Consider the following 23,777-nt stretch of genomic DNA (forward strand, 5'->3'; position numbering starts at 1 on the left):
CCGGCCCTGGTTCTCGGGAATGACGACCGTGCCGGGGGAGGGGCGAGCCGAAACAGCAGGTTCGCGCCAGTTGAGGCGGGACCCGGTTCGCCTCGTGGGCGGTGTGGAGCGGGCGGCGGTGGCCCGCCCCTCACAACCCGTACGACTTCCCGATCACGTCCAACAGGATCTCGTCCGCCCCGGCCCCGATCCGGTACAGGCGGATGTCCCGGAAGACGCGCTCGACGTCGTACTCGGTCATGTAGCCGGCACCGCCGAGGATCTGGACGCAGTGGTCGGCGACGTCGAAGGCGACCTGGGTGGCCTTGAGCTTCGCCTGCGAGATCGCGCGCACCGGGTAGTCGCCGTTCGCGTAGGACCAGGCGGTGCCGTAGATCAGCTGCCGCGCCGCCGCGATGTCGGTGGCCATCTGGGCGAACTTGTGGCGGATCGCCTGGTGCTTGCCGAGCGGCCTCCCGAACGTCGCCCGCTCGTTCGCGTAGGCGAGGGCCTTGTCGAAGGCGTACTGGGCGTACCCGAGCGCGCCCGCGGCCCCGATCAGGCGCTCGGCCTGCAGCTCCCACATGATCTGGAAGAAGCCCTTGCCCGGCTCCGGCCCGAGCAGCGCGTCCGCTCCGACGCGCACGTCCTGGAAGGCCAGCAACGCGGTATCCGACGCGTGCATGCCCATCTTCGACAGCTTCTGCTCGCGGACCACGCCCGGCGCGTCCATCGGCACCAGGAAGATCGAGAAGCCGTCGTAGCCCGCCTCGGCGTCGGTCTTGGTGACCAGCATGATCATGCCCGCCCGGTGACCGTTGGTGATGAAGGTCTTCGCGCCGTTGATCACCCACTCGTCGCCGTCGCGCACCGCCCGGGTCTTGATCGCCGCCACGTCCGATCCCGCGTCCGGCTCGGTGATCCCGAGCGCGAACACCGTCTCGCCCCGCACGCCGGCCGGCACCCAGCGCTGCCGCTGCTCCTCGCTGCCGAACTCGAGCAGCGGCGGGATCACCATGTCGGTGTGGACCGAGAGCCCCATCAGCAACCCGCCGCTGCCCCCGCGCGCGATCTCCTCGGCCAGGACGATGTTCGAGAAGTAGTCCCCGCCCTGCCCGCCGTACTGCTCCGGCACCGACAGGCCCAGGAAGCCGACCTCGCCCAGCCGCCGCACGATCGCGTCGGGGAACGTCGTCCGCTCCCACTCGTGCACGTTCGGCACGATCTCGCGGTCGACGAAGGCCCGGATCGAGGCCCGCAGCGCGTCGTGCTCGTCGCCGAAGATGAAGTGCCGGGCGGTCGCGGCGTGGTCGGGCTTGATCACGGTGGCCATCGGGTCTCCTCGATTGTCTGGACAGACTGTGCAGGCAGACTGTCCCGGGAGGGTAGCACCGCGGTTGGCCGCCCGGCCAGGCTCAGCGTCCCTGCCAGCGCGGCGGCCGCTTCTCGGTGAACGCCCGCGCCCCCTCGCGCGCGTCCTCCGAACCCATCACCGGGTCGACGAGCGCCGCCTGCCGGTCCCAGAACTCGTCGTCGCTCCACGACCACTGCTGCTGCACGATCTGCTTCGTCGCCACCAGCGCCAGTGGCCCGTTGGTGGCGATCGCGGTCGCCAGCTCGCGGGCCGCCGCCACCGCCTCGCCCGGCTCGACCAGGCGGTTGATCGCCCCCAGCGCGTAGGCCCGGTCGGCCGTGATCAGCTCGCCGGTCAGCGCCAGCTCCAGCGCCAGCGGGGGCGGCAGCAGCCGCGGCAGCCGTCGCAGCGCCCCGCCCGCCGCCACCAGCGAGCGCTTCGCCTCGGGGATCCCGATCTTCGCGCCCTTGGCGGCCACGATCAGGTCGCAGGCGAGCGCGATCTCCAGTCCGCCGGCGACGGCGAAGCCCTCGATCGCGGCGATCAGCGGCTTGCGCGACGCCCGCCGCACGATCCCGGCGAAGCCGCGGTCGCCCGCCCACGGCCGCTGGCCCGTCTCCGCGAACGCCTTCAGGTCCATTCCGGCGCAGAACCCGCGCCCGGCCCCGGTCACGATCCCGACCGACAGCGACGGCTCGGCGTCGAGGTGGTCGAGCGCGTCGGCCATCGCCTGGGCCAGCGGCAGGTCGACCGCGTTGCGGACCTGCGGCCGGTTGAGGGTCAGCAGCAGCACCCCGTCGTGCTCCTCGCGCAGGAGGGGGGGCGCGTCCGGTCCGTCGTCGGCGGTCATGGCGCCACGATACGTGGTGGACGATCTGTCAGGACAACTCGTATGATCGACGCCGATGCCGACCGCGCCCTACGAGTCGATCCGCGTCGCCCGCCGCGACGGCGTCGCCGCGATCGAGCTCCACCGCCCGCAGGCGCTCAACGCCTGGACCCCGCAGATGGGCCGCGAGCTGCTCGACGCGCTGCGGGCGGCGGCCGCCGACGAGACGGTGCGGGCGATCCTGATCACCGGCGCCGGCCGCGCCTTCTCCGCCGGGGCCGACGTCAAGGTCCCGCGCGAGCTGACCGCCGAGGGCGACCCCGACCTCCACAGCCGCCTGCGCGAGATCTACAACCCGATCGTGCTGGCGATCCGGGCCGCGCCGAAGCCGGTGATCGCCGCCGTCCAGGGCGCCGCCGCGGGGCTGGGCTTCTCGCTCGCCCTCGCCTGCGACCTGGTGCTGGCCGCCGAGTCGGCCTACTTCCTGCTCGCCTTCGTCCACATCGCGGTGATGCCCGACGGCGGCGCGACCTTCAACCTGCCGGCGCGGATCGGCTACGCCCGCGCGGCCGAGCTGGCGATGCTCGGCGAGCGGCTGCCTGCCCGGCGGGCGCTGGAGTGGGGGGTCGTCAACGCCATCCACCCGGACGACGAGCTGGCGACCGCGGCCGCGGCGCTGGCCGCGCGGCTGGCCGCCGGGCCGACGGTGGCGATCGCCTCGGCCAAGGCCGCGCTGGGCGCCGCGACCGCGGCCGGCCTGGAGGCCCACCTGGCGCTCGAGGCCGACCTGCAGCAGCGCCACGCCACCACCGCCGACTACGCCGAAGGGGTCGCCGCCTTCAAGGAGAAGCGGCGGCCGAGGTTCTCCGGCCGCTGAGCGCGCCATTTGGTGCGCCAGAGGTCCTGAACGGCGCGCCGCCGGCCGGCGCCGCCGCCGGGAGCGCGCGTCGGGCCTAGGCCGACCCGATCCCCATCCCGCCCGAGACCCCGATGTTCTCGCCGGTCACGTAGCCGGCCTGCTCGGAGGCGAGGAACGCCACCATCGCCGCGACCTCCTCGGGCTCGCCGAGCCGCCCGAGCAGCGTGCCCCGCTCCATCGCCGCCACCATCTTGCGGCCCAGCTCGCCCTTGGCCCGGACCTGGTCCATCAGCGGGGTCTCGATCGGGCCGACGGCGATCGTGTTGGCGGTGATCCCGTAGCGGGCGTTCTCGCGTGCGATCGACTTGGTGAACGCGACGATCCCGCCCTTCGTGGCCGCGTAGACGGCGTTGCCCGAGGACCCGATCCGGCCCGCCTCGGAGCCGATGTTGACGATCCGCCCGTAGCCCGCCTGCTGCATCGCCGGCAGCGCGGCGTGGGTGCAGGCGAACATCCCCAGCAGGTTGACGCCGACCACCCGCCGCCAGCGTTCGGGGGTGGTGTCGGTGAACCAGCCCGGGTCGTCGAAGCCGGCGTTGTTGACCAGCACGTCGAGCGGCCCGGCGGCGGTCACCGCCCGCTGCGCGGCGTCGAGGTCGGCGATGTCGCAGGCGACCGCGACGCCGCCGATCTCCTCCGCGACCGCCTGCGCCACGTCGAGCGTGCGGCTGACGATCGTCACCTCCGCGCCCTCGGCGGCCAGGCGGCGGGCGATCCCCTCGCCGATCCCGCGGCCGCCTCCGGTCACCAGGGCCCGGCGGCCCTCCAGCAGCTGCATCCGATGCTCCTCTCAGGACGGGTCGGGGGCGGGGTCGGGGGCGGCCAGGTCGAGCCCGACCGCCAGCCGCTGGCGCAGCAGCGGCGCGACCCGGTAGCGCGGCTCGCCCCGCTCGCGGACCAGCGCGTCGAGGATCGCCACGACGTGCTCCAACCCCAGCGCCCGCGACCAGGCGACCGGCCCGCGCGGGTGGTTGACGCCCAGCCGCATCCCGGCGTCGACGTCGTCGGGGGTCCCGTTGCCCTCGCCGATCAGGAACGCGGCCTCGTTGATCAGCTGGGCGACGATCCGGCCGAGCGCCAGGCCCGGGGCGTCGGCGACCGGCTGCGGACGGCGGCCGATCGCGGTCACGAAGGCGGCCAGCCGCTCGACGGCCGCCGGCGCGCTGCGGACGGTCGACGTGACCTCGACCAGCGCCGACGGGGCCAGCGGCGCCAGCGCGTGGAAGCCGGCGGCGGTCGGGTCGAGCTGGTGCAGCGACCCGCGGGCCAGCAGCAGCGCCCGCGGACCGGCCGGCAGCGGGCCGTCGTCGGCGACGCGGGCGTCGATCGTCAGCCACGGCTCGGGGCCGCCGCCGTCGGCCGCGACGACCGCGAAGCCGGCGGCCTCCGCCGCCTGGCGCAGCTCGTCGGCGATCGGGAGCGCGCCGGCGATCGCCAGCGTCCGCCCATCGCCGCCGCCGGCCGCGGGCAGCGGCTCGTCCGCGGGGCGGTGCGGCGTGCCGTCGGCGTAGGCGAACCAGCCGTGGCCGCTCTTGCGTCCGAGCTGCCCGGCCTGGATCTTGCGCGCGGCCAGCGGCGAGGGCTGGTAGCGCGGCTCGCCGTAGGTCTGGCGCTGGAAGGCCTCGGCGACGGCGTGGTTGGTCTCGATCCCGATCAGGTCCATCAGCTCGAACGGGCCCATCCGGAAGCCGCCGCCCTGGCGCACGATCCGGTCGATCGTGGCGACGTCGGCGATCCGCTCCTGGAGCAGCCGCAGCGCCTCGAGCGAGAACGGCCGGTTGACCCGGTTGACCAGGAACCCGGCGACGTCGGCGGCGTCGACGACGTGCTTGCCCATCGCCTCGCCGGTGGCGCGCGCCACGGCCAGCGCGGCGGGGGAGGAATGCTCGCCGGCCACGACCTCGACCAGCTTCATCACCGGCGCGGGGTTGAAGAAGTGGAGGCCGACGACCCGCTCGCTGCCGGGGGTGCCGGCGGCGATCTCGGTCACCGACAGCGACGAGGTGTTGGTGGCCAGGACCGCGTCGGGGGCGACGATCGCCGCCAGCCGCCCGAACAGCTCCAGCTTCAGCTCCAGCCGCTCGGGCGCGGCCTCGATCACCAGACCGGCCGGGGCCAGCTCCTCCAGCGTCGCCGCCGGGGCGATCCGCTCGCGGACGGCCGCGGCCTGCTCGGCGCTGCGCCGGCCCTTCGCCACCAGCCGGTCGAGCGCGGCGCCGATCCCGGCGATTCCGCGCTCCAGCGCCTCCGGGACCGGGTCGTGCAGCAGCGTCCGCGCGCCGGCCTCGGCCGCGAGCTGCGCGATTCCCGTGCCCATCGTGCCGGCGCCGATCACGGCGATCGTGGCGGGAACTCCGGGGGGACCGCTCATGGCTGGGCAGCGTAGCGCCGGATCGGCCCGGCGTGCGGTCTCCTCGAACAAGATGTCCAGACAAGGCGTTGGTGCTTCGGCTAGGATCGGGACGATGGCCGCTCCCGCCGACGACGACGCCCCGGTCGTGCTCGCCGCCCGCGACGGCGCGATCGGCCGGATCACCCTCAACCGCCCTGCGGCCCGCAACGCGATCACCACCGAGCTGGCCGTCGCGCTGGAGGCGGACCTGCGGTCGCTGGCCGCCGACGACGAGGTGGCGGTGATCGTGATCCGCGGCGCCGGCGGTCAGCTCTCGGTCGGCGGCGACTTCCACGAGCTGGAGCGGCTGCGGACCAGCGTCGACCCGCCGCCGGCGGAGGCGATGGCCGGGCTCTTCCGGGCCTTCCGCGGCGCCTGCGACGCGATCGCCGAGCTGCCGATCCCGGTCGTCGTCGCCGTCGAGGGCTACGCGATGGCCGGCGGCTTCGAGCTGATCCAGGCCGCCGACGTGGCGATCGCCCGCGACGACGCGGTGCTGGCCGACAACCACGCCAACTTCGGCCAGGTGCCCGGGGGCGGGGGGTCGCAGCGGCTGGCGCGGCTGGTCGGGCGGCCGCGGGCGCTCGGGCTGCTCCTGACCGGCGACCGCCTGAGCGGGGCCCAGGCCGCGGCCTGGGGCCTGGTCTACCGGGCCGTTCCCGCCGACGACTTCGAGGACGCGCTGGCGGCGCTGCTCGACCAGCTGGCCGGCAAGGACCGGACCGCCGCCGCCCGCACCAAGGCCCTCGTCCGCGGCGGGCTCGACGGCCCGCTCGCCGCCGGCCTCGACCGCGAGCTGGAGGTCGTCCTCGAGCACCTGGGCAGCGCCGCGGCGGCCGCCGGCATCGACCGCTTCGCCACCCGTTCCCGACCGTCCGCAGGAGACCCGCGATGACCGACGCCCCGATCACCAGCGAGCCGTTGATCGGCGACGGGCCGGTGCTGCTCGACCTGGAGTCGACCGGCGTCGCGCGGCTGCGGCTGAACCGGCCCGAGGCGGCCAACGGGATGAACGTGCCGCTGCTGGAGGCGCTCTACGCCGCGATCCTCCGCTGCCTCGGCGAGCGCCGGGTGCGGGCGCTGCTGCTGACCGGCGAGGGCAAGAACTTCTGCGCCGGCGGCGACGTGCGCGAGTTCGCCAGCAAGGGCGAGGCGCTGCCCGAGTACCTGCGCGAGGCGACCGCCCACCTGCAGAACGCGGCCTCCGGGCTGATGCGGCTGGAGGTGCCCGTGATCGCCGCCGTCCAGGGCTTCGCGGCCGGCGGCGGCGGCTTCGGCCTGGTCTGCGCCGCCGACCTGGTCTACGCCGGCGCGTCGGCCCGCTTCATGTCGGCCGCGACCCGCGCCGGGATGGCGCCCGACGCCGGCACCTCGGTGACCCTGTCGCGGATCGTCGGCCACCGGCGGGCGATGGAGATCGTGCTCGGCGACCGGATCCTGAGCGCCGACGAGGCGCTGGAGATCGGCCTGATCACGCGCGTGGTGCCGGACGAGGCGCTGCTCGACGAGGCGCTGGCCTTCGCGCGCCGGCTGGCCGCCGGGCCGACGCTGGCGCTCGGCGCCACCAAGCGGCTGCTGTGGGAGGGGCTCGGCGCGACCGTCGAGGCGCGGCTGCCGGACGAGGCCCGAACCGTCTCCGAGCTGTCGGGCACCCACGACGCCCGCGAGGGCCTGGCGGCCGTGATCGAGCGCCGCGCGCCGCGCTACCAGGGCCGCTGAGCCCGTCCTTCGACCCAGGAGCGAGCGCCGTGAACGGCATCGTCAGCTACGGGGCCTACCTGCCCCGCCACCGGCTCGATCGCGCGGCGATCCGGGCCACGCTCGGCCAGGGCGGCGGCCGCGGCGCCCGCACCGTCGCCGGCTACGACGAGGACACCACCTCGATGGCCGTCGAGGCGGCCCGCCGCGCCCGCTGGGGCGGCGCGCTGGCCCCGGCCTCGCTGCACTTCGCGACCACCGCCCCGGCCTACGCCGACAAGGCCAACGCGACCGCGATCCACGCCGCGCTCGGGCTCGACGCCGGGGTCTTCGCCGACGACCACGCCAGCAGCGTCCGCTCGGCGATCGGCGCGCTGCGGGCGGCCGCGGCCGACGGCGGGCTGGCGGTGCTCGCCGACGTCCGCGTCGGCCGCCCCGGATCGGCCGACGAGGCCGGCGGCGGCGACGGCGCCGCGGCCTTCCTCTTCGGCCGCGGCGACGACGTGGTGGCCGAGGTCGTCGGCCGGGCCGCGGTGACCGCCGAGTTCCTCGACCGCTGGCGGACCCCGGGCGAGAGCGCCTCGTCGACCTGGGAGGAGCGCTTCGGCCTCGGCGAGTACCTGCCGCTGGCCGAGCAAGCGGCCCAGCGGGCGCTCGCCGCCGCCGGGATCGAGCGGCCGGACCGGGTGCTGGTGGCCTCGCCCCACGGCCGGGTGGCGAAGACCGTCGCCCGCGGCTTCGGCGACGCGGCGGCCGACCGCCTGGAGCCGCTCGCCGGCAACCTCGGCGCGGCCCACCTCGGCGTCCTGCTGGTCGACGCGCTCGACCGCGCCGCGCCCGGCGACCACCTGCTGGCGCTCTCGGTCGCGGACGGCGCCGACGCGCTCGTGCTGCGGGTGACCGACGCGATCGCGCGCCGGCCGGCGGGGCAGCGGATCGACGACCAGCTGGCCGCCGCCGCCGAGGTCGACTACGCGAGCTTCCTGACCTGGCGCGGCCGGCTCGACCGCGAGCCGCCGCGGCGGCCCGACCCGGTCCGCTACGAGGCGCCGCCGGCGGCCCGCGCCGCGGCCTGGAAGTTCGCCTTCGTCGGCAGCCGCTGCGACGGCTGCGCGCGGATGCACGTGCCGCCGCAGCGGGTCTGCGCCGGCTGCGGGACGGTCGACCGGATGACGGCCGAGTCGCTGGCCGACGTCCGCGGCACGATCGCCACCTACACCGTCGACCGGCTCGCCTACTCGCTGTCGCCGCCGACGGTCACGGTCGCGGTCGACTTCGACGGCGGCGGCCGCTTCAGCTGCGAGCTGACCGACGGCGACCCGGCCGCGGTCGCCGTCGGCGGGCGGGTCGAGATGAGCTTCCGCCGGATGTACAGCGCGCAGGGCGTCCACAACTACTTCTGGAAGGCGCGGCCGGTGGTCGCCGCGCCCGCCGCCACCACCGGGGAGCACTGAGATGGCCAGCAACGGGATCCGCGATCGGGTCGCGATCGTCGGGATGGGCTGCACGACCTTCGGCGAGCACTGGGGCCGGTCGATCGACGACCTGCTGATCGACGCCGTCCAGGAGTGCGTGGGCTCGGTCGACGGCTTCGACCAGGACCGCGTCGACGCCTACTGGCTCGGCACGATGGGGTCGGGGACGTCGGGGATGACGCTCTCGCGGCCGCTGAAGGTCGACCGGCCGGTGACCCGGGTCGAGAACTACTGCGCGACCGGCTCCGAGGCGGTCCGCAACGCCGCCTACGCGGTCGCGTCGGGCGCCTACGACTGCGTGATGGCGGTCGGCGGCGAGAAGCTGAAGGACTCAGGCTTCTCCGGCCTGGTGGTTCCGCCGGCCTCGAACGACGGCACCGCGTCCGAGCCCTCGGCGCCGGCGATGTTCTCGCTGCTGGCCCCGGCCTACTGCGCGCGCTACGGCGTCTCGGAGCAGGAGCTGAAGGAGGTCCTGACGCGGATCGCCTGGAAGAACCACCGCAACGGGGCGCTCAACGAGCGGGCCCAGTTCCGGTCCGAGGTGCCGATCGAGAAGATCGCCGCCTCGCCGATCGTCGCCGGCCAGCTGGGGATCTTCGACTGCTCCGGCGTCGCCGACGGCGCGGCGGCGGCGCTGATCGTGCGGGCCGAGGACGCCCACCGCTACAGCGAGCGGCCGATGTACATCAAGGGCCTGTCGTTCGTGGCCGGCGCCGCCCAGGGACCGGTAGACCCGGACTACGACTTCACGAGCTTCGGCGAGGTCGTGCTGTCGGCCCAGGACGCCTACCGCCAGGCCGGGATCGACGACCCACGCCGGCAGCTGTCGCTGGCCGAGGTCCACGACTGCTTCACCCCGACCGAGCTGGTGCTGATGGAGGACCTGGGCTTCTCGGAGCGCGGCGCGGGCTGGAGGGACGTGCAGGCGGGCGTCTTCGACCTCGACGGCGAGCTGCCGGTCAACCCCGACGGCGGCCTCAAGAGCTTCGGCCACCCGATCGGCGCCAGCGGGCTGCGGATGCTGTTCGAGTGCTGGCAGCAGTTCCGGGGCGAGGCCGGCGAGCGGCAGCTGGAGCGTCCCGAGCTGGGCCTGACCCACAACCTCGGCGGCTCGCCCGGGGCCTGCGTCTCGTTCGTCTCGATCGTCGGGGCCGAGCGCGACGTCTGAGCCCGGTTCCACCGATCCGTCACACCGCGGCGGCCCGCGGCTGCGATCGTCCTCCTGGATGGTCGACCAGCGGCACGAAGCGATCGCCGGCTGGCGGCTGATGGCGGCCCCGGGGACCGCGAACTTCCGCGACTTCGGCGGCTACGCGACTGCCCGGGGCACGGTCGCCCGCGGGCGGCTGTTCCGGGCCGACGGCCTGGCCGACCTGGGCCCCGACGGCCGCGACGCGCTGGCGGCGCTCGGCCTGCGCACGGTCGTCGACCTGCGCGAGCCGGTCGAGCGCGAGCAGCACCCGGACGACCTCGGCGATCTCGCGGTCCGCTGGCAGGGCGTGGCGGTGCTCGGCGAGCTCGGCACGGCGGCGGTCACCGACCTCGGCGAGCTCTACGTCGAGCTGCTCGACGGTCGTGGCTGGGCGCTGACCGAGGCGGTCCGCGCGCTGGCCGCGCCCGACGCGCTGCCGGCGGTCGTCCACTGCTCGGCGGGCAAGGACCGGACCGGGCTGGTGGCGGCGCTGACGCTGGCCCTGCTCGGCGTCGACGAGCAGGAGATCGTCGCCGACTACGCGCTGACCGGGGTGCTGCTGCGGGGCCGGCGGCTGGCCGAGATCCGCCGCCGCGCCGTCGAGGCCGGGCTCGACGAGCAGACGATCGCGGTCGCGCTGGACGCGCCGCCGGCGGCGATGCGGCGGGCGCTCGACCACGTCCGGCGGGCCCACGGCGGCGCCGAGGCCTACCTCCGCGCCCACGGCGCCACGGCCCGCGAGCTGGACGCGCTGCGGGCGGCGACGCTCGAGCGGGACTAGCGCGCCGCTGGCGCCCGCTCGTCGGTCGGGGTTGGAGCCGGAGCAGACGGGGCGGCGATCCGCGCGTCGTAGTCGGCGCGGGCCGCCTGGTCGACCTCGAGGAAGGTGCGGTCGGCGCCGAGCGCCCGGTTCATCGCGTCGCGCCCGCGACGGCCGAGCAGCGCCTGCAGCCGCAGCACGGCGGGCAGTGTGCGGGGGACGTAGACGTCGGGCCGCGGGCGTGCGATCGCGCCGGCGATCGCCGCCGCCACCGCCTCGGGGGTGACCGTGGCCAGGAACCGCGTGCCCTTGGTGCCGGCGATCAGCTCGGTGGCGGTGAACGAGGGCATCACGCAGGTGAACGCGACGCCGCGGCCGGCGTGCTCGACCCGCGCGGTCTCGGTCAGCGAGACGATCGCGGCCTTCGAGGCGCAGTACGACGCGCCGCCCGGGGCCGGCGCCTTGCCGGCCACCGACGCGACGTTGACGACGTGGCCGGCACCGCGCTCCAGCATCGCCGGCAGCACCCGCTTCATCCCCGCCATCGCCCCGAGCACGTTGACCTCGAGCACCCGCCGGGCGGTCGCCATCGACTCGTCGACGAACGGGCCGAGCGGCATGATCCCGGCGTTGTTGACGAGCACGTCGATCGTGCCGGCCCGCTCCTCGGCGAAGCTCGCGAAGCGGTCGAACGACGCCGGGTCGGTGACGTCGAGCGGCGCGGCCAGCGCCCGCTCGCCGAGCGCGGCGGCCGCGTCCTCGGCGGTCTCGACGTCGACGTCGCCGAGCACCACGGTGGCCCCGCGGGCGTGCAGCGCCCGTGCCGTCGCCAGGCCGATCCCTCGACCGCCGCCGGTGATCAGCACCACCCGTCCCTGGATTCCGGTCATGGCGCCACTATCGCAGAAAATGCACAGACTGTCCGAACAATCTGTAGGAGCTGCTGCCCCCGGATCGGGGGGACGATCGGCCGCGACCATCCGGGCCGCCCGCCGGCAGCGCGTACGTTGGGTCGATGACCGCCGCCCGGATCCCGCCCGCGCCGTGGTTCGAGGACCTGGAGCGCGGCGCGGTGCTCGACGACGCGCCGGCGGCGACGCTGACCTCGGGGCTCGCCGCCGCCCACCAGGCGATCCTCGGCGACCGCCTGCGGCTGGCGCTCGACGCGCCGCTGGCCACGCGGGTGACCGGCCTCGACGGGCCGCTGGCCCACCCGGCGCTGGTCTGCGACCTGGCGATCGGCCAGTCGACCGGCGTCACCCAGCGGGTGCGGGCGAACCTCTTCTACCGCGGGCTGGTGCTGCTGCGGCCGGTGGCGATCGGCGACACGCTGCGGACCACCACCACGATCGAGGGCCTGCGGGAGAACCGCCGCCGCGAGGGCCGGCCGCCGACCGGGCTCGCCGTCCTCCACATCGTCACCGTCGACCAGCAGCAGCGGCCGGTGCTCGACTTCCGCCGCTGCGCGATGCTGCCGCTGCGGCCCGACGCCCCGGCGACCGGCTGCGCCGACGACGTCGACGCCGTGCCCGACGCGCTCGACCCGCGGGCGCTGCGGGCGGTCACCGCCGGCTGGGACCTGGAGGGCTTCCGGGCCGCGTCGCCCCACGGCCGTCACGCCGCCGACCTGGCCGTCGGCGAGCGGATCGCGGTGGTCGGCGGCGACGTCGTCAGCAGCGCCCCGGAGCTGGCGCGGCTGTCGCTGAACGTCGCCAGCGTCCACCACGACGCGCGCGAGGCCGGCGGCCGGCGGCTGGTCTACGGCGGGCACACGATCGGGATCGCGGCGGCCCAGCTGACGCGGGCGCTGCCGAACCTGCTGACGATCGTCGGCTGGAAGCGCTGCGACCACCTGGCGCCGGTCCACGAGGGCGACACGCTGCGCAGCGCGGTCGAGGTGACGGCGATCGAGCCGCTCGACGGCGGGGGCGCGCTGGTCCACCTGCGGGTGAGCGTCCGGGCCGACGGCCCCGGGACCGAGGACGAGGGCACGCCGGTGCTGGCGTGGGAGCTGATCGGAGCGATGGCATGAGCGGGATCCTGGACGGCCTGCGGGTGATCGAGGGCTCGGCGTTCGTCGCCGCGCCGCTGGGCGGGATGACCCTCGCCCAACTCGGCGCGGAGGTGATCCGCTTCGACCAGATCGGCGGCGGGCTCGACCACCACCGGTGGCCGGTCGCGCGCGACGGGCAGAGCCTCTTCTGGGCCGGGCTCAACAAGGGCAAGCGGTCGATCCAGGTCGACCTGCGGCGGCCCAAGGGACGCGAGCTGGTCGGCGCGCTCGTCGGTGCTCCCGGACCGGACGCCGGGCTCTTCCTGACCAACTTCCCGGCCCGCGGCTGGCTGGCCTACGACGAGCTGCGGAAGCGCCGCGACGACCTGGTGATGGTGGCGCTGGCCGGCAACCCGGACGGCACCAGCGAGGTCGACTACACGGTCAACCCGGCGACCGGCTTCCCCTGGGCGACCGGTCCCCGCAACCTGGCCGAGCCGCTCAACAGCGTGCTGCCGGCGTGGGACATCGCGCTCGGCGAGCTGGCGGCGATCGGGCTGCTGGCGGCTGAGCGGCGGCGGTCGCGGACGGGGGAGGGGACGCTGGTGCGGCTGGCGCTCTCCGACGTCGCCTTCGCGATGGTCGGCAACCTCGGCCGGATCGCCGAGGCCCAGCTCGGCGCCCGCGACCAGGCCAAGGACGGCAACTACCTGTACGGCGCCTTCGGCCACGACTTCGAGACCCGCGACGGGCGGCGGGTGATGGTCGTCGCGCTGACCGGCCGCCAGTGGAGCGCGCTGAAGGACGCGACCGCGATCCACGAGGCCTGCGGCAAGATCGAGGAGGTCACCGGCTACGACCTGGCCACCGAGACGGGCCGCTTCGAGGGCCGCGACCTGATCGCCGCGCTGCTGCGGCCGTGGTTCGCCGCCCGCGACCTGGCGACGATCCGCGAGACCTTCGCCGGCACCTCGGTCTCGTGGGGGCCGTACCAGACCTTCCGCCAGCTGGTCGAGGAGGATCCCCGCTGCTCGACCGCCAACCCGATGTTCGCCGAGGTCGACCAGCCGGGCGCCGGCCGCTACCTGTCGCCGGCCTCGCCGCTCGACTTCAGCGCCGTCCCGCGGGTGCCGGTGGCGCCCGCCCCACGGCTCGGCGAGCACACCGACCAGGTGCTGCTCGACGTGCTCGGGCTGTCGGAGGCGGAGGTCGGCCGGCTGCACGACGACGGCGTCGTGGCCGGCGCCGGGACGGCCGCGGCGGCCTAGGCGGCCGCCGAGAATCACCCAGGTGAACATCCCCCGTACAGGGGATGCGGGCGGCCGGCGGCGCTAGTCTCGACGGTCCCTTCCTGGTGCGCGGGCTGGGTCAGCGGCGCGTTCCCCCGGACGGCCGCCGGGGTTCCGCGCGCCGCCGATCGACACGAAGCAAGGAGCCCCTGCCGGTGCTTGGTTCTCGCCTTCCCTTCGCGCGCCGCGCGTCGTCCGCCGCGCTGCTCGCGGCCACCGCGGCGGCGCTCGCCGCCGCCCCGGCCGTGGCCGCGCCCGGCGTGCCCGCGCCGCCGACCGAGATCTTCGCCGAGGGGTTCGAGAACGCCCCGGCGGCCACGCCGCAGCAGCTGTCCGACTACGTCGGGGCCGCGCCGCTGGCGATGACCTACACCGCGCACCCGAACTGGCTGTCCGCGGCGCAGTGCAACGGGATCGTGCTGACCGGGATCGCGTCCGACGCCCCGACCTGCGGCTCGAACCCGTCGCTGCGGACGCTGGCGACCGCCCTCGGCGAGGCCAACGGCGTGACCCCGGCGACCGCCAACCACGCGCTCGCGGCCTTCACCGCCGGCAACCCCGGCGCCGGCAACGTCCAGCTCGAGACGGTCGACATGGTGCCGCTGGCCGGGGCCGGCCGCTTCCTGGCCTTCTCGGTCGACTCCGTGGCGGTCAACTGCGGCGTCAGCGCACCGCTCTACGCCTTCTCGCTGCTCAACCCGGACGGCGCGACGCCGGCCGAGCAGGAGATCGCGACCGGTCCGGCGATCAACGGCTGCAGCGCGCCGTTCCAGACGGTCGGAGGCGCCCGCGTCAAGCGCAACTTCAGCGCCCAGGGGATCTACTTCTCCGGCTCGCGGGTCGGCGTGCGGCTGCGGAACGAGAACGGCTCGGGCATCGGCAACGACGCCGCGATCGACAACCTGCGGATCCTCGACGCGACCCCGCGGCTGGACAAGCAGTTCCTCAGCAGCGACGTGGCGCAGGGCGGGACGGTGCGGCTGCGGCTGACCGTCACCAACACCAGCGACCTGGCCGAGAAGGACGGCTGGTCGTTCGTCGACGCGCTCGCCTCCGGCCTGCGGGTGGCCGCGACGCCGAACGTGGCGATCGACTGCCGCGACGACGCCGGCGGCGCGACCGCGACCGGCGGGGTCCAGGTGACCGCGCCCGCCGGCGGCACCAGCGTCGCCGTCGAGGGCGCGCTGGCCCAGGGCGACGCGTCCTGCGCCGTCGAGGTCGACCTGACCGCCGACGTCGTCGGCGAGGCGGTCAACGGCGCCGGCCAGATCAGCTCCCGCGTCGGCATCGACCTGCCGCCCGCCCCGGCCACGGTCACCGTCCACGGCCCGCCGACGGTCGCGATCGACGGTCCCGACGCGGTGGTCGCGACCGGCACCACGGTGCCCGGCCGCTTCCACTGCGCGGCCAGCGCCGGCGTCGCCAGCTGCACCGCGACGGTGACCCTGCCCGACGGCAGCACCGTCGCGCTCCGCGACGGCGATCCGCTGCCGACCGGCGTTGCCGGCGACCACGTGATCACCGCCAAGGTCGTCGACGCGCTCGGTCAGGAGCGGACGGTCACCCGCGGCTACCGGGTCGAGACCCCCGTGCCCCCCGTCGTCCCGCCGGTGGTGCCGCCCGCGCCCGAGCCGCCGACCGGCGAGCTGCTGATCACCAAGCGGGTGCTCACCCCGACCCTGCGCCCGGGTCGCAGCACCGAGGTCCGGATCCGCGTCACCAACCGCACCAGCGCCCCGCTGACCAACGTGCGGGTCTGCGAGCGGGTGCCGGCCGGCCTGCGGTTCGTCTCCTCGCGCCCGGCGGCGCGGCTCAGCGGCGGTCAGCGCTGCTGGACCGTCAAGCGGCTGGCGCCCGGCCAGGCGGTGACGCTGCGCTACCGCGCCCGGGCGCTCAACCGTCCCGGTCGCGTGACCACCCGGGCGACCGCCCGCGCCGCCGTCGCCAGCGCCCAGGCCAACGCCGTCGTCCGGATCCTGCGCGCTCCGGCCCGTCGCGGGGGCGTGACGGGCTGAGCGGCGTGGCGGCGCGCCGCACCCTCATCGCCGCCGTCGCCGTCGGGCTGACGGCGGCGCCGGCCGCCGCGCCGGCCGCGTCCGTCGGTCCGGCGAGCGCGGCCGAGCGGCGGGCCGCGCTGCGCCAGGCCGTCGCGGCGACCCCCGACGGTGCCGCGCCGCCGGCCGTCAGCGCCGACGGCGACGAGCCGGACTGGCCGCTGGGGCCGCCGTCGCCGGTCGGCGGCGCGACGATCGCCCTGGTCGTCGAGCCGGTCGCCGCGCTCCGCCACGCCGGCTCCGGGGCGACGGTCTGGAAGGTGCCGCCGGAGACGACCTGGTCGCGGCAGCCGATGACGCTGCTGGTGCTGGAGACGGTGCTCCGCGACGGCCGCCGCTGGCTGCGGGTGCGGCTGCCGATCCGGCCGTCCGGCCGCAGCGCCTGGATCCCGGCCGACGCCGTGCTGCTCGGCCGGACGCGGTTCTGGGTCGACGTCGACACCCGCCGGCGGACCGTCGTCGTCCGGCGGCTGGGGCGGATCCTGCGCCGCTTCCGGGCGGTGGTCGGCGCCCCGCGGACGCCGACGCCGAGGGGCCTGACTGCCGTCTACGAGCGCAACCCGCAGCCGAACCCGCGGGCCTTCCTCGGCCCCTGGGCGGTCGCCCTGGCGGCGACCTCGCACGTGCTCCAGGAGTTCGACGGCGGGCCGGGGCGGATCGGGATCCACGGCCGTGGCGGCGCCAGCTTCCGCGATCCGCTCGGCAGCGCCCGCTCGCACGGCTGCATCCGGATCGACAACGCGCCGATCGCCTGGATCGCGCGCAACGTCCCGGCCGGGGCGCCGGTCCTGATCCGCTGAGCGGCGGGCGGTGGCGGTAGCGTTGCCCGCGTGAGCGAGGTCGTGGCGGAGCCCACGGCGGCCGGTGAGCCGGTCGGCCTGACGGAGGCGGAGGCCGCGCGGCGGCTGCGCGAGCGCGGTCCGCTGCCACCGCCGACCACCAGCCGCTCGTACCGCTCGATCGCGGCGGCGAACACCTTCACCGTCTTCAACCTGATCCTGGCCGTCTTCGGGGCGGCGACGATCGCGTTCGGCAATCCCAAGGACGCGCTGTTCCTGGGGATCCTGGTCGCCAACACCGCGATCGGGACCTTCCAGGAGGTGCGGGCGAAGCGGGCGCTCGACCGGCTGGCGGCGCTGGTCGCCCCGCAGGCGACGGTCGTCCGCGACGGCCAGCCGCGGGCGGTCGCGGTCGACCAGGTGGTGGTCGGCGACCTGGTCCAGGTCGTGGCCGGCAACCAGCTGGTGGCCGACGGGCAGCTGACCGCCGCCGACGGGCTGGCGCTCGACGAGGCGAACCTGACCGGGGAGTCGGAGCCGGTGGTCCGGGCGGCCGGCGACCCGGTCCTCTCGGGCTCGTTCGCGGTCGAGGGCCAGGGCCGCTACCTGGCGACCGCGGTCGGGCCGGACAGCCGCGCCGCCCAGCTGGCCGCGACCGCGCGCGCCTTCCGTCACCCGCGCTCGCCGCTGGAGCGGGCGATGGACCGGCTGCTGATCGTGCTGGTCGGGGTGATGGTGCCGCTGGGCGTGGCGCTCGGGGTCTCGCTGGCGCTGCGCGACGTCTCGCAGGCGCAGGCGGTCGAGACGCTGACCGCGGCGATCGTGAACATCGTCCCCGAGGGCCTGATCCTGCTGGTCTCGCTGACCGCGGCGGTCTCGGCGGCGAAGATGGCGCGGCGCGGGGTGCTGGCCCAGCAGCTGAACGCGATCGAGTCGCTGGCGTCGGTCTCGGTCCTCTGCACGGACAAGACCGGGACCCTGACCGAGGCGTCGCTGCGGGTGGTGGCGCTGCACCCCGGCGACGGCGTCGAGGAGCCGCGGCTGGCGCGGGCGCTCGGCCGGTTCGCGGCCAGCGCGCCGTCGCGCAACGGCACGCTCGAGGCGGTCCACGAGGCGGCGCTCGGCGGCGGGGTCGCGGCCGAGCCGATCCGCGAGCAGGTGCCGTTCTCCTCCCGGCGGCGCTGGAGCGCGCTCGAGCTGGGGGAGGACCGGCTGGTGCTGGGCGCGCCCGAGGCGCTGCTCGACGGCGGTGCGCTGGCCGGTCGGGCGGCGGACGAGGCCGGCCGCGGGCGGCGGGTGCTGGCGCTGGTGGCGGCCGAGGGGCCGCTGCCGCCGGCCGCGCCCGACGCGCCGCTGCCGGCGGGGCTGCGACCGCTGGGGATCGTGGTCCTGGCCGAGCGGCTGCGCAACGACGCGGGCCGGACGGTGGTCTTCTTCGGCGAGGAGGAGGTGACGCTGAAGGTGCTCTCGGGCGACAACCCGGCGACGGTCGGGGCGATCGCCCGCGACGCCGGGATCGACGCCGAGGCGGACGCGCTCGACGGCGGCGCCCTGCCCGAGGCCGAGGAGGAGCTGCTGCGGGCGGTGCGGGCGGCGCCGGCGGTCGGGCGGATCTCGCCCGAGGACAAGGCGCGGGTGGTCGGGGCGCTGGCCGACGACGGCGAGTACGTCGGGATGCTGGGGGACGGGGTCAACGACGTGCCGGCGCTGAAGCGGGCGCGGCTGGCGATCGCCCAGGGCAGCGGCACCGAGATGGCGCGCAGCGTCTCCGATCTGGTGCTGGTCTCGGGCGAGTTCTCCGAGGTGCCGCGGATGGTCCACGAGGGCCGGCAGATCCTGCGCAACATCCAGCGGGTCGCGCGCCTGTTCGTGACGAAGGCGCTGTTCACCGCCTTCCTGCTGGTGACGATCGCGCTGCCGTCGGGGATCTTCCCGCTGCTGCCGCGCCAGTTCACGCTGACGTCGAGCCTGACGATCGGGATCCCGGCGTTCTTCCTGGCGCTGGCGCCCTCGACCGGTCCGTGGCGGCCCGAGGGCTTCCTGCGCGCGATCGCCCGCTTCTCGATTCCCGCGGGGCTGGCGACCGGCTGCGGGATCCTGGTGGCGTACTTGATGATCCGCCACCCCTTCGGCGGCTCGCTCGAGCAGGCTCGGACGGTGACGGCGGCGACGGTCGTGACGGCCGGGCTGATGATCGTGCTGGCGCTGGAGGACGAGCCGGGCCGGCGGCGGCTGGCGGTGATCGGCCTCTGCGCCCTGATGGCCGCCGGCTTCGTGCTGATGAGCGCGGTCCCGGCCGGCCGGCGGTTCTTCGAGCTGGCGACGCCGACCGGCGAGATGGCTGCCGCCTGGGCGATCGGCGCGGCGGTCGCGGCGGTGCTGCTGGTGGTGGCGCTGCGGGTGGTGCGGGAGCTGGAGCGGCGGGCGGGCGCCGGGGAGGCGGGGGCCGCGGCCTAGCCGGCGGCCGTCGCGTCCCAGGCCCGCCGGACCGCGGCGATCGCGGCGGCGTCGGTGCAGGCGGCGCCGGGCTTGGCCGAGCGGGCCCGGCCGCCGCTGGTCGACGAGATCCGGACCGTCGCCTGGGCGCGCGGCGTGCCCGCGCAGTCGCCGCGGCCGGCGATCAGCTCGAAGCGGGCGACGCCCGGCCACCCGATCCGTCGCACGGCACGAGCCAGGCGCCGCAGCGCGGCCGGCTGGTCGCCGGGGGCGGTATCGGGCGCCAGCCAGGCCGGTTGCGGCAGGGTCAGCAGCGGGACGGCGCCGGGCTGGCCGCTCCAGCTGATGCGCTGCAGGCCGGCGGCACGGGCGCGGGCGAGGCCGGGCAGCAGACGGCGGACGACGGTCGGCGCGTCGTCGACCGTGATCGCGGGGTCGTCGTCGCCGTCGGAGTCGAGGTCGGCGCCGCGCGGCCAGCGGAGCCGCAGCCGACGGGCCCCGGCGCGCTCGGCGGCGGTGGCGGCGCGGACGGCGTCGGCGGCCCGGCGCAGGTCGGCCTGGGCGTAGCCGAGGTCGCTGTTGGCGAACGGTTCGCCGGCGTCGGGGCCGAGCGCGCGCACCAGGGCGAGGGCTCGGCGCGGGTCGTCGCCGGCGGGACCGGAGACGACCGGCAGCCAGCGCCGGCGGCCGTCGCGACCGTCGGCGGCGGCGGCGTCGGCGGCCGGGACGTCGACGTAGAGGATGGCCGGATCGGGGTCGGGGATCGCCCGGTCGTGGCCGAGCGCTCGGGCGGCCCGGCGCCAGACGCGATCGGCGTCGGCGGGCCGGTCGGCGCGCAGGCGCAGCTCGACGTTGGTGCCGTTGGCGACCACCCGCGGGACGTGGTCGTCGAGCCGGGCCGCCGCGGAGAGCGCCACCATCGTGGCGTTGCGCGCCGAACCAGCGAGGCGGCCGATGGTGACTGGGGGCTCGTCGCGGCCGCCGACGCCGCGGACGGCCACCTCCAGGCCTCCGACGCCGGGCCGCCAGACGCCCTCGGACACCAGGCGGGCGAGGATCCGGCGGGCCAGCGGCGCGGCCTGCGACCGGCGGTCGACCGCGACCGTGATCCGCTCCGAGCTGTAGCCCTCGTGCAGCTCGATCGGCCCGCCGGGGACGGCGATCGTCGCCAGGGCGAGCAGCGTGGGGGCGAGCCGGTCGAGCGCCTGGCCGCGGTCGTCGAACTCCAGCAGCGCCTGGCCGACCCGCAGGCGGCCGCCGTCGGCGTCGGCGGGCAGGCGGTCGCGGACGGCGAGGACGGCGCGGGCGTCGGCGTCCGGCCGCAGCCGGACGTCGATCTCGCGACCGTCGCCGTCGCGGCGGGCGTCGGCCACGGCGGGCAGCGCCCGCAGCCCGTCGAGCGGGTCGTCGTCACCGCCGGCGGCGAGCAGCAGGACGCCGGCGACGACGAGCAGGGCCAGCAGCGCCAGGAGGGCGCCCATCCACCGACGACGGCCGACACGCACGCGGGACACGGGATCACCCTGCCACACGGCGCGCCGGCGCTCGCCGGTTGCCGGCCGGGTCAGCGCACCGTCAGGCGCAGCGTCTTCGCCTTCGACGCGTTGCCGCTGGTGTCGGTGGCGACCACCCGCAGCTCGTAGCGGCCGCGGCGCAGCTTGCGGGTCGGGAGGGTCAGGCGCTTGCTGCCCTGGGCGACGCGGACGCTGCGCTTGGCGGCGGTCTTGCCGGAGCGGCGGATCCGGAGGTCGATCGTCGCGGTCTCGGAGACGGTCAGCCGCAGCGTCCGGCCCCTGATCTTCAGGCGGCTCAGGCGCGGGGCGGTGGTGTCGCGCGAGGAGTCGGGGCAGCGCTTGGCGGCGCTGTCGACGCAGGGGTCCTGGGTCTCGTCGCCGAGGCCGTCGCCGTCGGCGTCGGGCTCGATGTCGGCCTGGACCAGCAGCTCACCGGTGGCCGCGGTCGCGGGGCGGGCGGCGGCGCCGTCGGCGAGCGCGGGGTCGAAGAGGTGGGTGAACTTGTCGCCCGAGGTGTTGTAGGTGGCGGCGACGTTGGTGCCGTCGAGGCCCAGGAACTGCCCGCGCTTGATCCGCATCCGGGTGGCGTAGGTCTGGACGACGACGTCGGCCCCGTCCTCGTCGGTCGGCACGACCACCTGGTCGCCGCTGGCCGCGCCGGCGCCGTCGGCCGTGGCGGCGCCGAGGCCACTGAGCTGGATCACCCGCGGGCGGACGGTGGCGGGACCGCCGATGCCGTAGCCCTTGATCCGGAAGCGGGTGACGACCCCGTCGACCGGCGCGCCGGTGTCGGCGAGGACGCCGTCGGCGGGGTGGATGCGGCCGGCGAGGGTGCAGGGCGCGGCGAGCATCGCGCACTCGCCGGAGTTGGCGGGATCGTTGGCCAGGCGGCTGCCGAAGGTGGTGGCGGCGTCCGCGGGCGCGGTGACGGCGAGGGCGGCGGCGATCGCCGCGCCGCCGGTCAGGAGGCGCTTCATCTGGGGGGTCCTTTGGGGTCGTGGTCGGACGCGCGGGGCGCCGCGGCGGTGTCCGCGGGGCCGGTGTGGGGCGCGATCCGACGCTAGTCGTGCCTGAGTGGCGTCCTCCACGGTGGTGGACGGCGGCGGGGCCGGCAATCCGGGGCCGACCCGGACGTTTGGCGCGCCGACGACCCCTAGTCGACGCGCGGGGGGGGGCGGGGCCGGAGGCGGCGGCCCGGTCAGGCGACCAGGCCGACGACGAGCAGCGCGCCGCCGACCAGCGCCGGCCCGAGCTGCTTGACGGCGGCGCCGGCCTTGTCGGGGGCCGAGGCCAGCAGGACCAGCCCGGCGGCGACCATCGAGGCCGCGCCGGCGAGCACCAGGGTGGCGCCGACCGCGCGGTCGCCGGCGGCCAGGACCACGATCCCGACGCCGATCTCGACGGCCAGGAAGAGGTTGTAGAAGCCCTGGTTGAAGGCCAGCGTCCGCGTCGTCTCCGCCTCCTCCGGACTGGTGCCGAAGAGCTTGCGCGTGCCGGGAGCGGTCCAGGCCAGCGACTCCAGGTAGAAGATGTAGACGTGGATCAGGGCGGCGAGGCCCGTGATCGCAGCTCCGGCGGCCACCACGGCGCGCTCCCCTCCGGGCCCCGCGGGCCCGCCGACGACGGGCGGAGCATCGTCCAGGCGGGCGGTGGGGTCAAGGGTGGCGGATCAATCCGCCGCCAGCGGCCGGGCCGACGGCTTCCGCTGCGCCTGCGGCTTCGGCGGTGCGTAGGTGGCCGCGTCGGTGGTGAACTCGGGTCGGCCGTAGGTCGCCAGCCGGCCCTTCAGCATCCAGAGCACGTAGGCGTCGCTGATCTCGCGCAGGATCGGCAGCTCGTTGACCGCGTTGACCGCCATCAGTCGACCGAAGACGAACGGCGCCGTGGTGGCCACGCGGAGGACGTCGGTCAGGTCGAGGGTGACGCCCATCTCGGCCGCCTTGCGCCGGTCGCCGCCGGCGAAGGCCCGGATGAAGAAGGTCTTGCTGTAGCTCTTCTCGACCGCCTCGGCCAGGCGCTCGAACGGGTGGTCGCTCTCCCGCAGCCGCGCCGCCATCGTGGCCCGGACCAGCCCCCCGCAGACGTCGTCGTCGAAGTCGGCCCGCAGCAGCGCGGCGCGGGCGTGGAGCGCGTGGAGGATGCCGTCGGGCGTGGTCGGCAGCAGCTCCTCGGGCAGGCCGAGCAGGAAGCAGCGGTAGCGGCCGAACTCGACCACGGCCCGTTCGCGATCGGTCCATTCGCTGCGCCCCTGCTGGCGGGCGCGGGCGGCGAGCAGGTAGATGTTGATCAGGCCAGCGGGCATCTGGTCGACCTGGGGGATCGGGATGCCGAAGACCGCCGGATCCCAGCGATCGGACCGCTTGAGCGCGTTGTAGCGGACCATCGAGTGCATCAGGCGCACCATCGCGGCGGCCTCGAAGCCGGCGCCGTGGCGCTCCATCGCGCCCGGCAGGGTGGTGATCGAGAAGAAGCTCGACGTCTCGTTGACGCGGCGGGCGGCCATCCGCCCCCCGAGCGCGCCGGTGAGGGCCATCGGCAGCGCGGCGTAGGTGTTGAGGAAGGTGGCGACGAACGCGCCGCGGGTGACGAAGGGGGCGAGCAGGGCGGCGGGGATCCGCTGCTGGCGCGCGCCCTCCTGGACGAGGTCCATGTCGAGCCAGTCGGGCGTGGCCTCCATCGAGCGGATGAAGGCGACCAGCTCGGGCGGGGCATCCGGGACGGCGTCCAGGCCCTCGCGGCAGGCCGTGCGGAGCATCTCGATCAGGCCCTTGAAGCTGCGCTGCGCCATCAGCGACGCGTAGGGGTCGGCGACCACGTCGCCGAGCATCGTGGCGGTGCTCATCAGCTCGACCGTCCGGGCGTCCTCGAGGATCGCGCCGCGGTCGGCCATCCGCGCGGGCAGCGAGGACTCGTCGTCGGGGGAGAGGGCCAGGCGGTGGGGGCGGGCCTCGAAGTCGATCTCGCCGTACAGCAGCGGCTGCAGCTCCCGCTGGCGGCGGACCCGCTCGGCGAGGGCGGGGTAGTAGAGGCTCTGGGTCACTGCAGGCTCCGGACTTCAGGAGGAGAGGTACTTACAGATTGAAAGTCCAACTTACGGTCCGCAAGTTAGAGTGT

Annotated in this window: 20 protein-coding genes; 11 read left to right on the plus strand and 9 right to left on the minus strand. The window is 75.9% G+C overall.

The features are described 5' to 3' along the window. Positions 1-130: 130 nt before the first annotated feature. Together SH587_RS17270 and SH587_RS17275 are read right to left on the minus strand one after the other, a co-directional pair. Positions 131-1,312: an acyl-CoA dehydrogenase family protein gene (locus SH587_RS17270; RefSeq protein WP_320671888.1), complete on the minus strand. Its 1,182-nt coding sequence runs from the start codon at positions 1,310-1,312 to the stop codon at positions 131-133. A gap of 82 nt (positions 1,313-1,394) precedes the next feature. Continuing rightward, the gene (locus tag SH587_RS17275) at positions 1,395-2,183 is read right to left on the minus strand and encodes a crotonase/enoyl-CoA hydratase family protein (protein ID WP_320671889.1); all 789 of its coding nucleotides are present in this window, start codon (positions 2,181-2,183) and stop codon (positions 1,395-1,397) included. Between the two features lie 55 nt (positions 2,184-2,238). On the opposite strand from SH587_RS17275, the gene SH587_RS17280 reads away from it, so the two are divergent. After that, positions 2,239-3,039: an enoyl-CoA hydratase-related protein gene (locus SH587_RS17280; RefSeq protein ID WP_320671890.1), complete on the plus strand. Its 801-nt coding sequence runs from the start codon at positions 2,239-2,241 to the stop codon at positions 3,037-3,039. 76 nt (positions 3,040-3,115) lie between these two features. On the opposite strand, the gene SH587_RS17285 is transcribed toward SH587_RS17280, so the two are convergent. Both SH587_RS17285 and SH587_RS17290 read right to left on the minus strand, forming a co-directional pair. Next, positions 3,116-3,859, minus strand: a complete 744-nt coding sequence (locus SH587_RS17285; protein ID WP_320671891.1) for an SDR family NAD(P)-dependent oxidoreductase — start codon at positions 3,857-3,859, stop codon at positions 3,116-3,118. A gap of 12 nt (positions 3,860-3,871) precedes the next feature. Next, entirely contained in the window at positions 3,872-5,452 is a 1,581-nt protein-coding gene (locus SH587_RS17290; RefSeq protein ID WP_320671892.1) for a 3-hydroxyacyl-CoA dehydrogenase NAD-binding domain-containing protein, read from the minus strand. Positions 5,453-5,546: 94 nt separating this feature from the next. On the opposite strand from SH587_RS17290, the gene SH587_RS17295 reads away from it, so the two are divergent. Genes SH587_RS17295 through SH587_RS17315 form a run of 5 tightly spaced genes read left to right on the plus strand, consistent with a single transcriptional unit; the run spans position 5,547 to position 10,619 of the window. After that, positions 5,547-6,368 (plus strand): enoyl-CoA hydratase/isomerase family protein, encoded by an 822-nt coding sequence (locus SH587_RS17295; RefSeq protein ID WP_320671893.1) that lies wholly within the window; start codon positions 5,547-5,549, stop codon positions 6,366-6,368. Further along, positions 6,365-7,192 (plus strand): enoyl-CoA hydratase/isomerase family protein, encoded by an 828-nt coding sequence (locus tag SH587_RS17300; protein ID WP_320671894.1) that lies wholly within the window; start codon positions 6,365-6,367, stop codon positions 7,190-7,192. The genes SH587_RS17295 and SH587_RS17300 overlap by 4 nt, the downstream gene beginning before the upstream one ends. 29 nt (positions 7,193-7,221) lie before the next feature. Continuing rightward, on the plus strand, positions 7,222-8,625 hold the full coding sequence (locus tag SH587_RS17305; protein ID WP_320671895.1) for an OB-fold domain-containing protein: 1,404 nt from the start codon (positions 7,222-7,224) through the stop codon (positions 8,623-8,625). A 1-nt stretch (position 8,626) separates the two neighbouring features. Next, positions 8,627-9,814 (plus strand): acetyl-CoA acetyltransferase, encoded by a 1,188-nt coding sequence (locus SH587_RS17310; protein ID WP_320671896.1) that lies wholly within the window; start codon positions 8,627-8,629, stop codon positions 9,812-9,814. A 58-nt stretch (positions 9,815-9,872) separates the two neighbouring features. Then, positions 9,873-10,619 (plus strand): tyrosine-protein phosphatase, encoded by a 747-nt coding sequence (locus SH587_RS17315; protein ID WP_320671897.1) that lies wholly within the window; start codon positions 9,873-9,875, stop codon positions 10,617-10,619. Here SH587_RS17315 and SH587_RS17320 read toward each other — a convergent pair. After that, on the minus strand, positions 10,616-11,488 hold the full coding sequence (locus SH587_RS17320; RefSeq protein ID WP_320671898.1) for an SDR family oxidoreductase: 873 nt from the start codon (positions 11,486-11,488) through the stop codon (positions 10,616-10,618). The two genes, SH587_RS17315 and SH587_RS17320, sit on opposite strands and share 4 nt — an antisense overlap. Positions 11,489-11,613: 125 nt before the next feature. On the opposite strand from SH587_RS17320, the gene SH587_RS17325 reads away from it, so the two are divergent. From SH587_RS17325 to SH587_RS17345, 5 genes are all read left to right on the plus strand, one after another. Beyond that, positions 11,614-12,630: a MaoC family dehydratase gene (locus SH587_RS17325; RefSeq protein ID WP_320671899.1), complete on the plus strand. Its 1,017-nt coding sequence runs from the start codon at positions 11,614-11,616 to the stop codon at positions 12,628-12,630. Then, positions 12,627-13,859, plus strand: a complete 1,233-nt coding sequence (locus SH587_RS17330) for a CoA transferase (protein ID WP_320671900.1) — start codon at positions 12,627-12,629, stop codon at positions 13,857-13,859. Before SH587_RS17325 ends, SH587_RS17330 begins: the two co-directional genes overlap by 4 nt. 176 nt (positions 13,860-14,035) lie before the next feature. After that, positions 14,036-15,895 (plus strand): DUF7933 domain-containing protein, encoded by a 1,860-nt coding sequence (locus SH587_RS17335; protein WP_320671901.1) that lies wholly within the window; start codon positions 14,036-14,038, stop codon positions 15,893-15,895. 5 nt (positions 15,896-15,900) lie between these two features. Next, positions 15,901-16,734 (plus strand): L,D-transpeptidase, encoded by an 834-nt coding sequence (locus tag SH587_RS17340; protein WP_320671902.1) that lies wholly within the window; start codon positions 15,901-15,903, stop codon positions 16,732-16,734. A 30-nt stretch (positions 16,735-16,764) separates the two neighbouring features. Next, complete coding sequence (locus tag SH587_RS17345; RefSeq protein WP_320671903.1) at positions 16,765-19,170, plus strand: HAD-IC family P-type ATPase; 2,406 nt, start codon at positions 16,765-16,767, stop codon at positions 19,168-19,170. Here the strand turns inward: SH587_RS17345 and SH587_RS17350 are convergent. The 4 genes from SH587_RS17350 to SH587_RS17365 all read right to left on the minus strand — a co-directional run bounded on the left by SH587_RS17350 (position 19,167) and on the right by SH587_RS17365 (position 23,703). Next, positions 19,167-20,663, minus strand: a complete 1,497-nt coding sequence (locus SH587_RS17350; protein ID WP_320671904.1) for a hypothetical protein — start codon at positions 20,661-20,663, stop codon at positions 19,167-19,169. The genes SH587_RS17345 and SH587_RS17350 overlap by 4 nt on opposite strands. A 50-nt stretch (positions 20,664-20,713) precedes the next feature. Next, entirely contained in the window at positions 20,714-21,640 is a 927-nt protein-coding gene (locus tag SH587_RS17355; protein WP_320671905.1) for a hypothetical protein, read from the minus strand. A gap of 221 nt (positions 21,641-21,861) precedes the next feature. Then, the gene (locus tag SH587_RS17360) at positions 21,862-22,248 is read right to left on the minus strand and encodes a DUF1304 domain-containing protein (protein ID WP_320671906.1); all 387 of its coding nucleotides are present in this window, start codon (positions 22,246-22,248) and stop codon (positions 21,862-21,864) included. Between the two features lie 84 nt (positions 22,249-22,332). Next, entirely contained in the window at positions 22,333-23,703 is a 1,371-nt protein-coding gene (locus tag SH587_RS17365) for an oxygenase MpaB family protein (protein WP_320671907.1), read from the minus strand. Positions 23,704-23,777: the final 74 nt, after the last annotated feature.

The sequence above is a fragment of the Patulibacter defluvii genome, from assembly GCF_034096925.1.
Taxonomy (GTDB): domain Bacteria; phylum Actinomycetota; class Thermoleophilia; order Solirubrobacterales; family Solirubrobacteraceae; genus Patulibacter; species Patulibacter defluvii.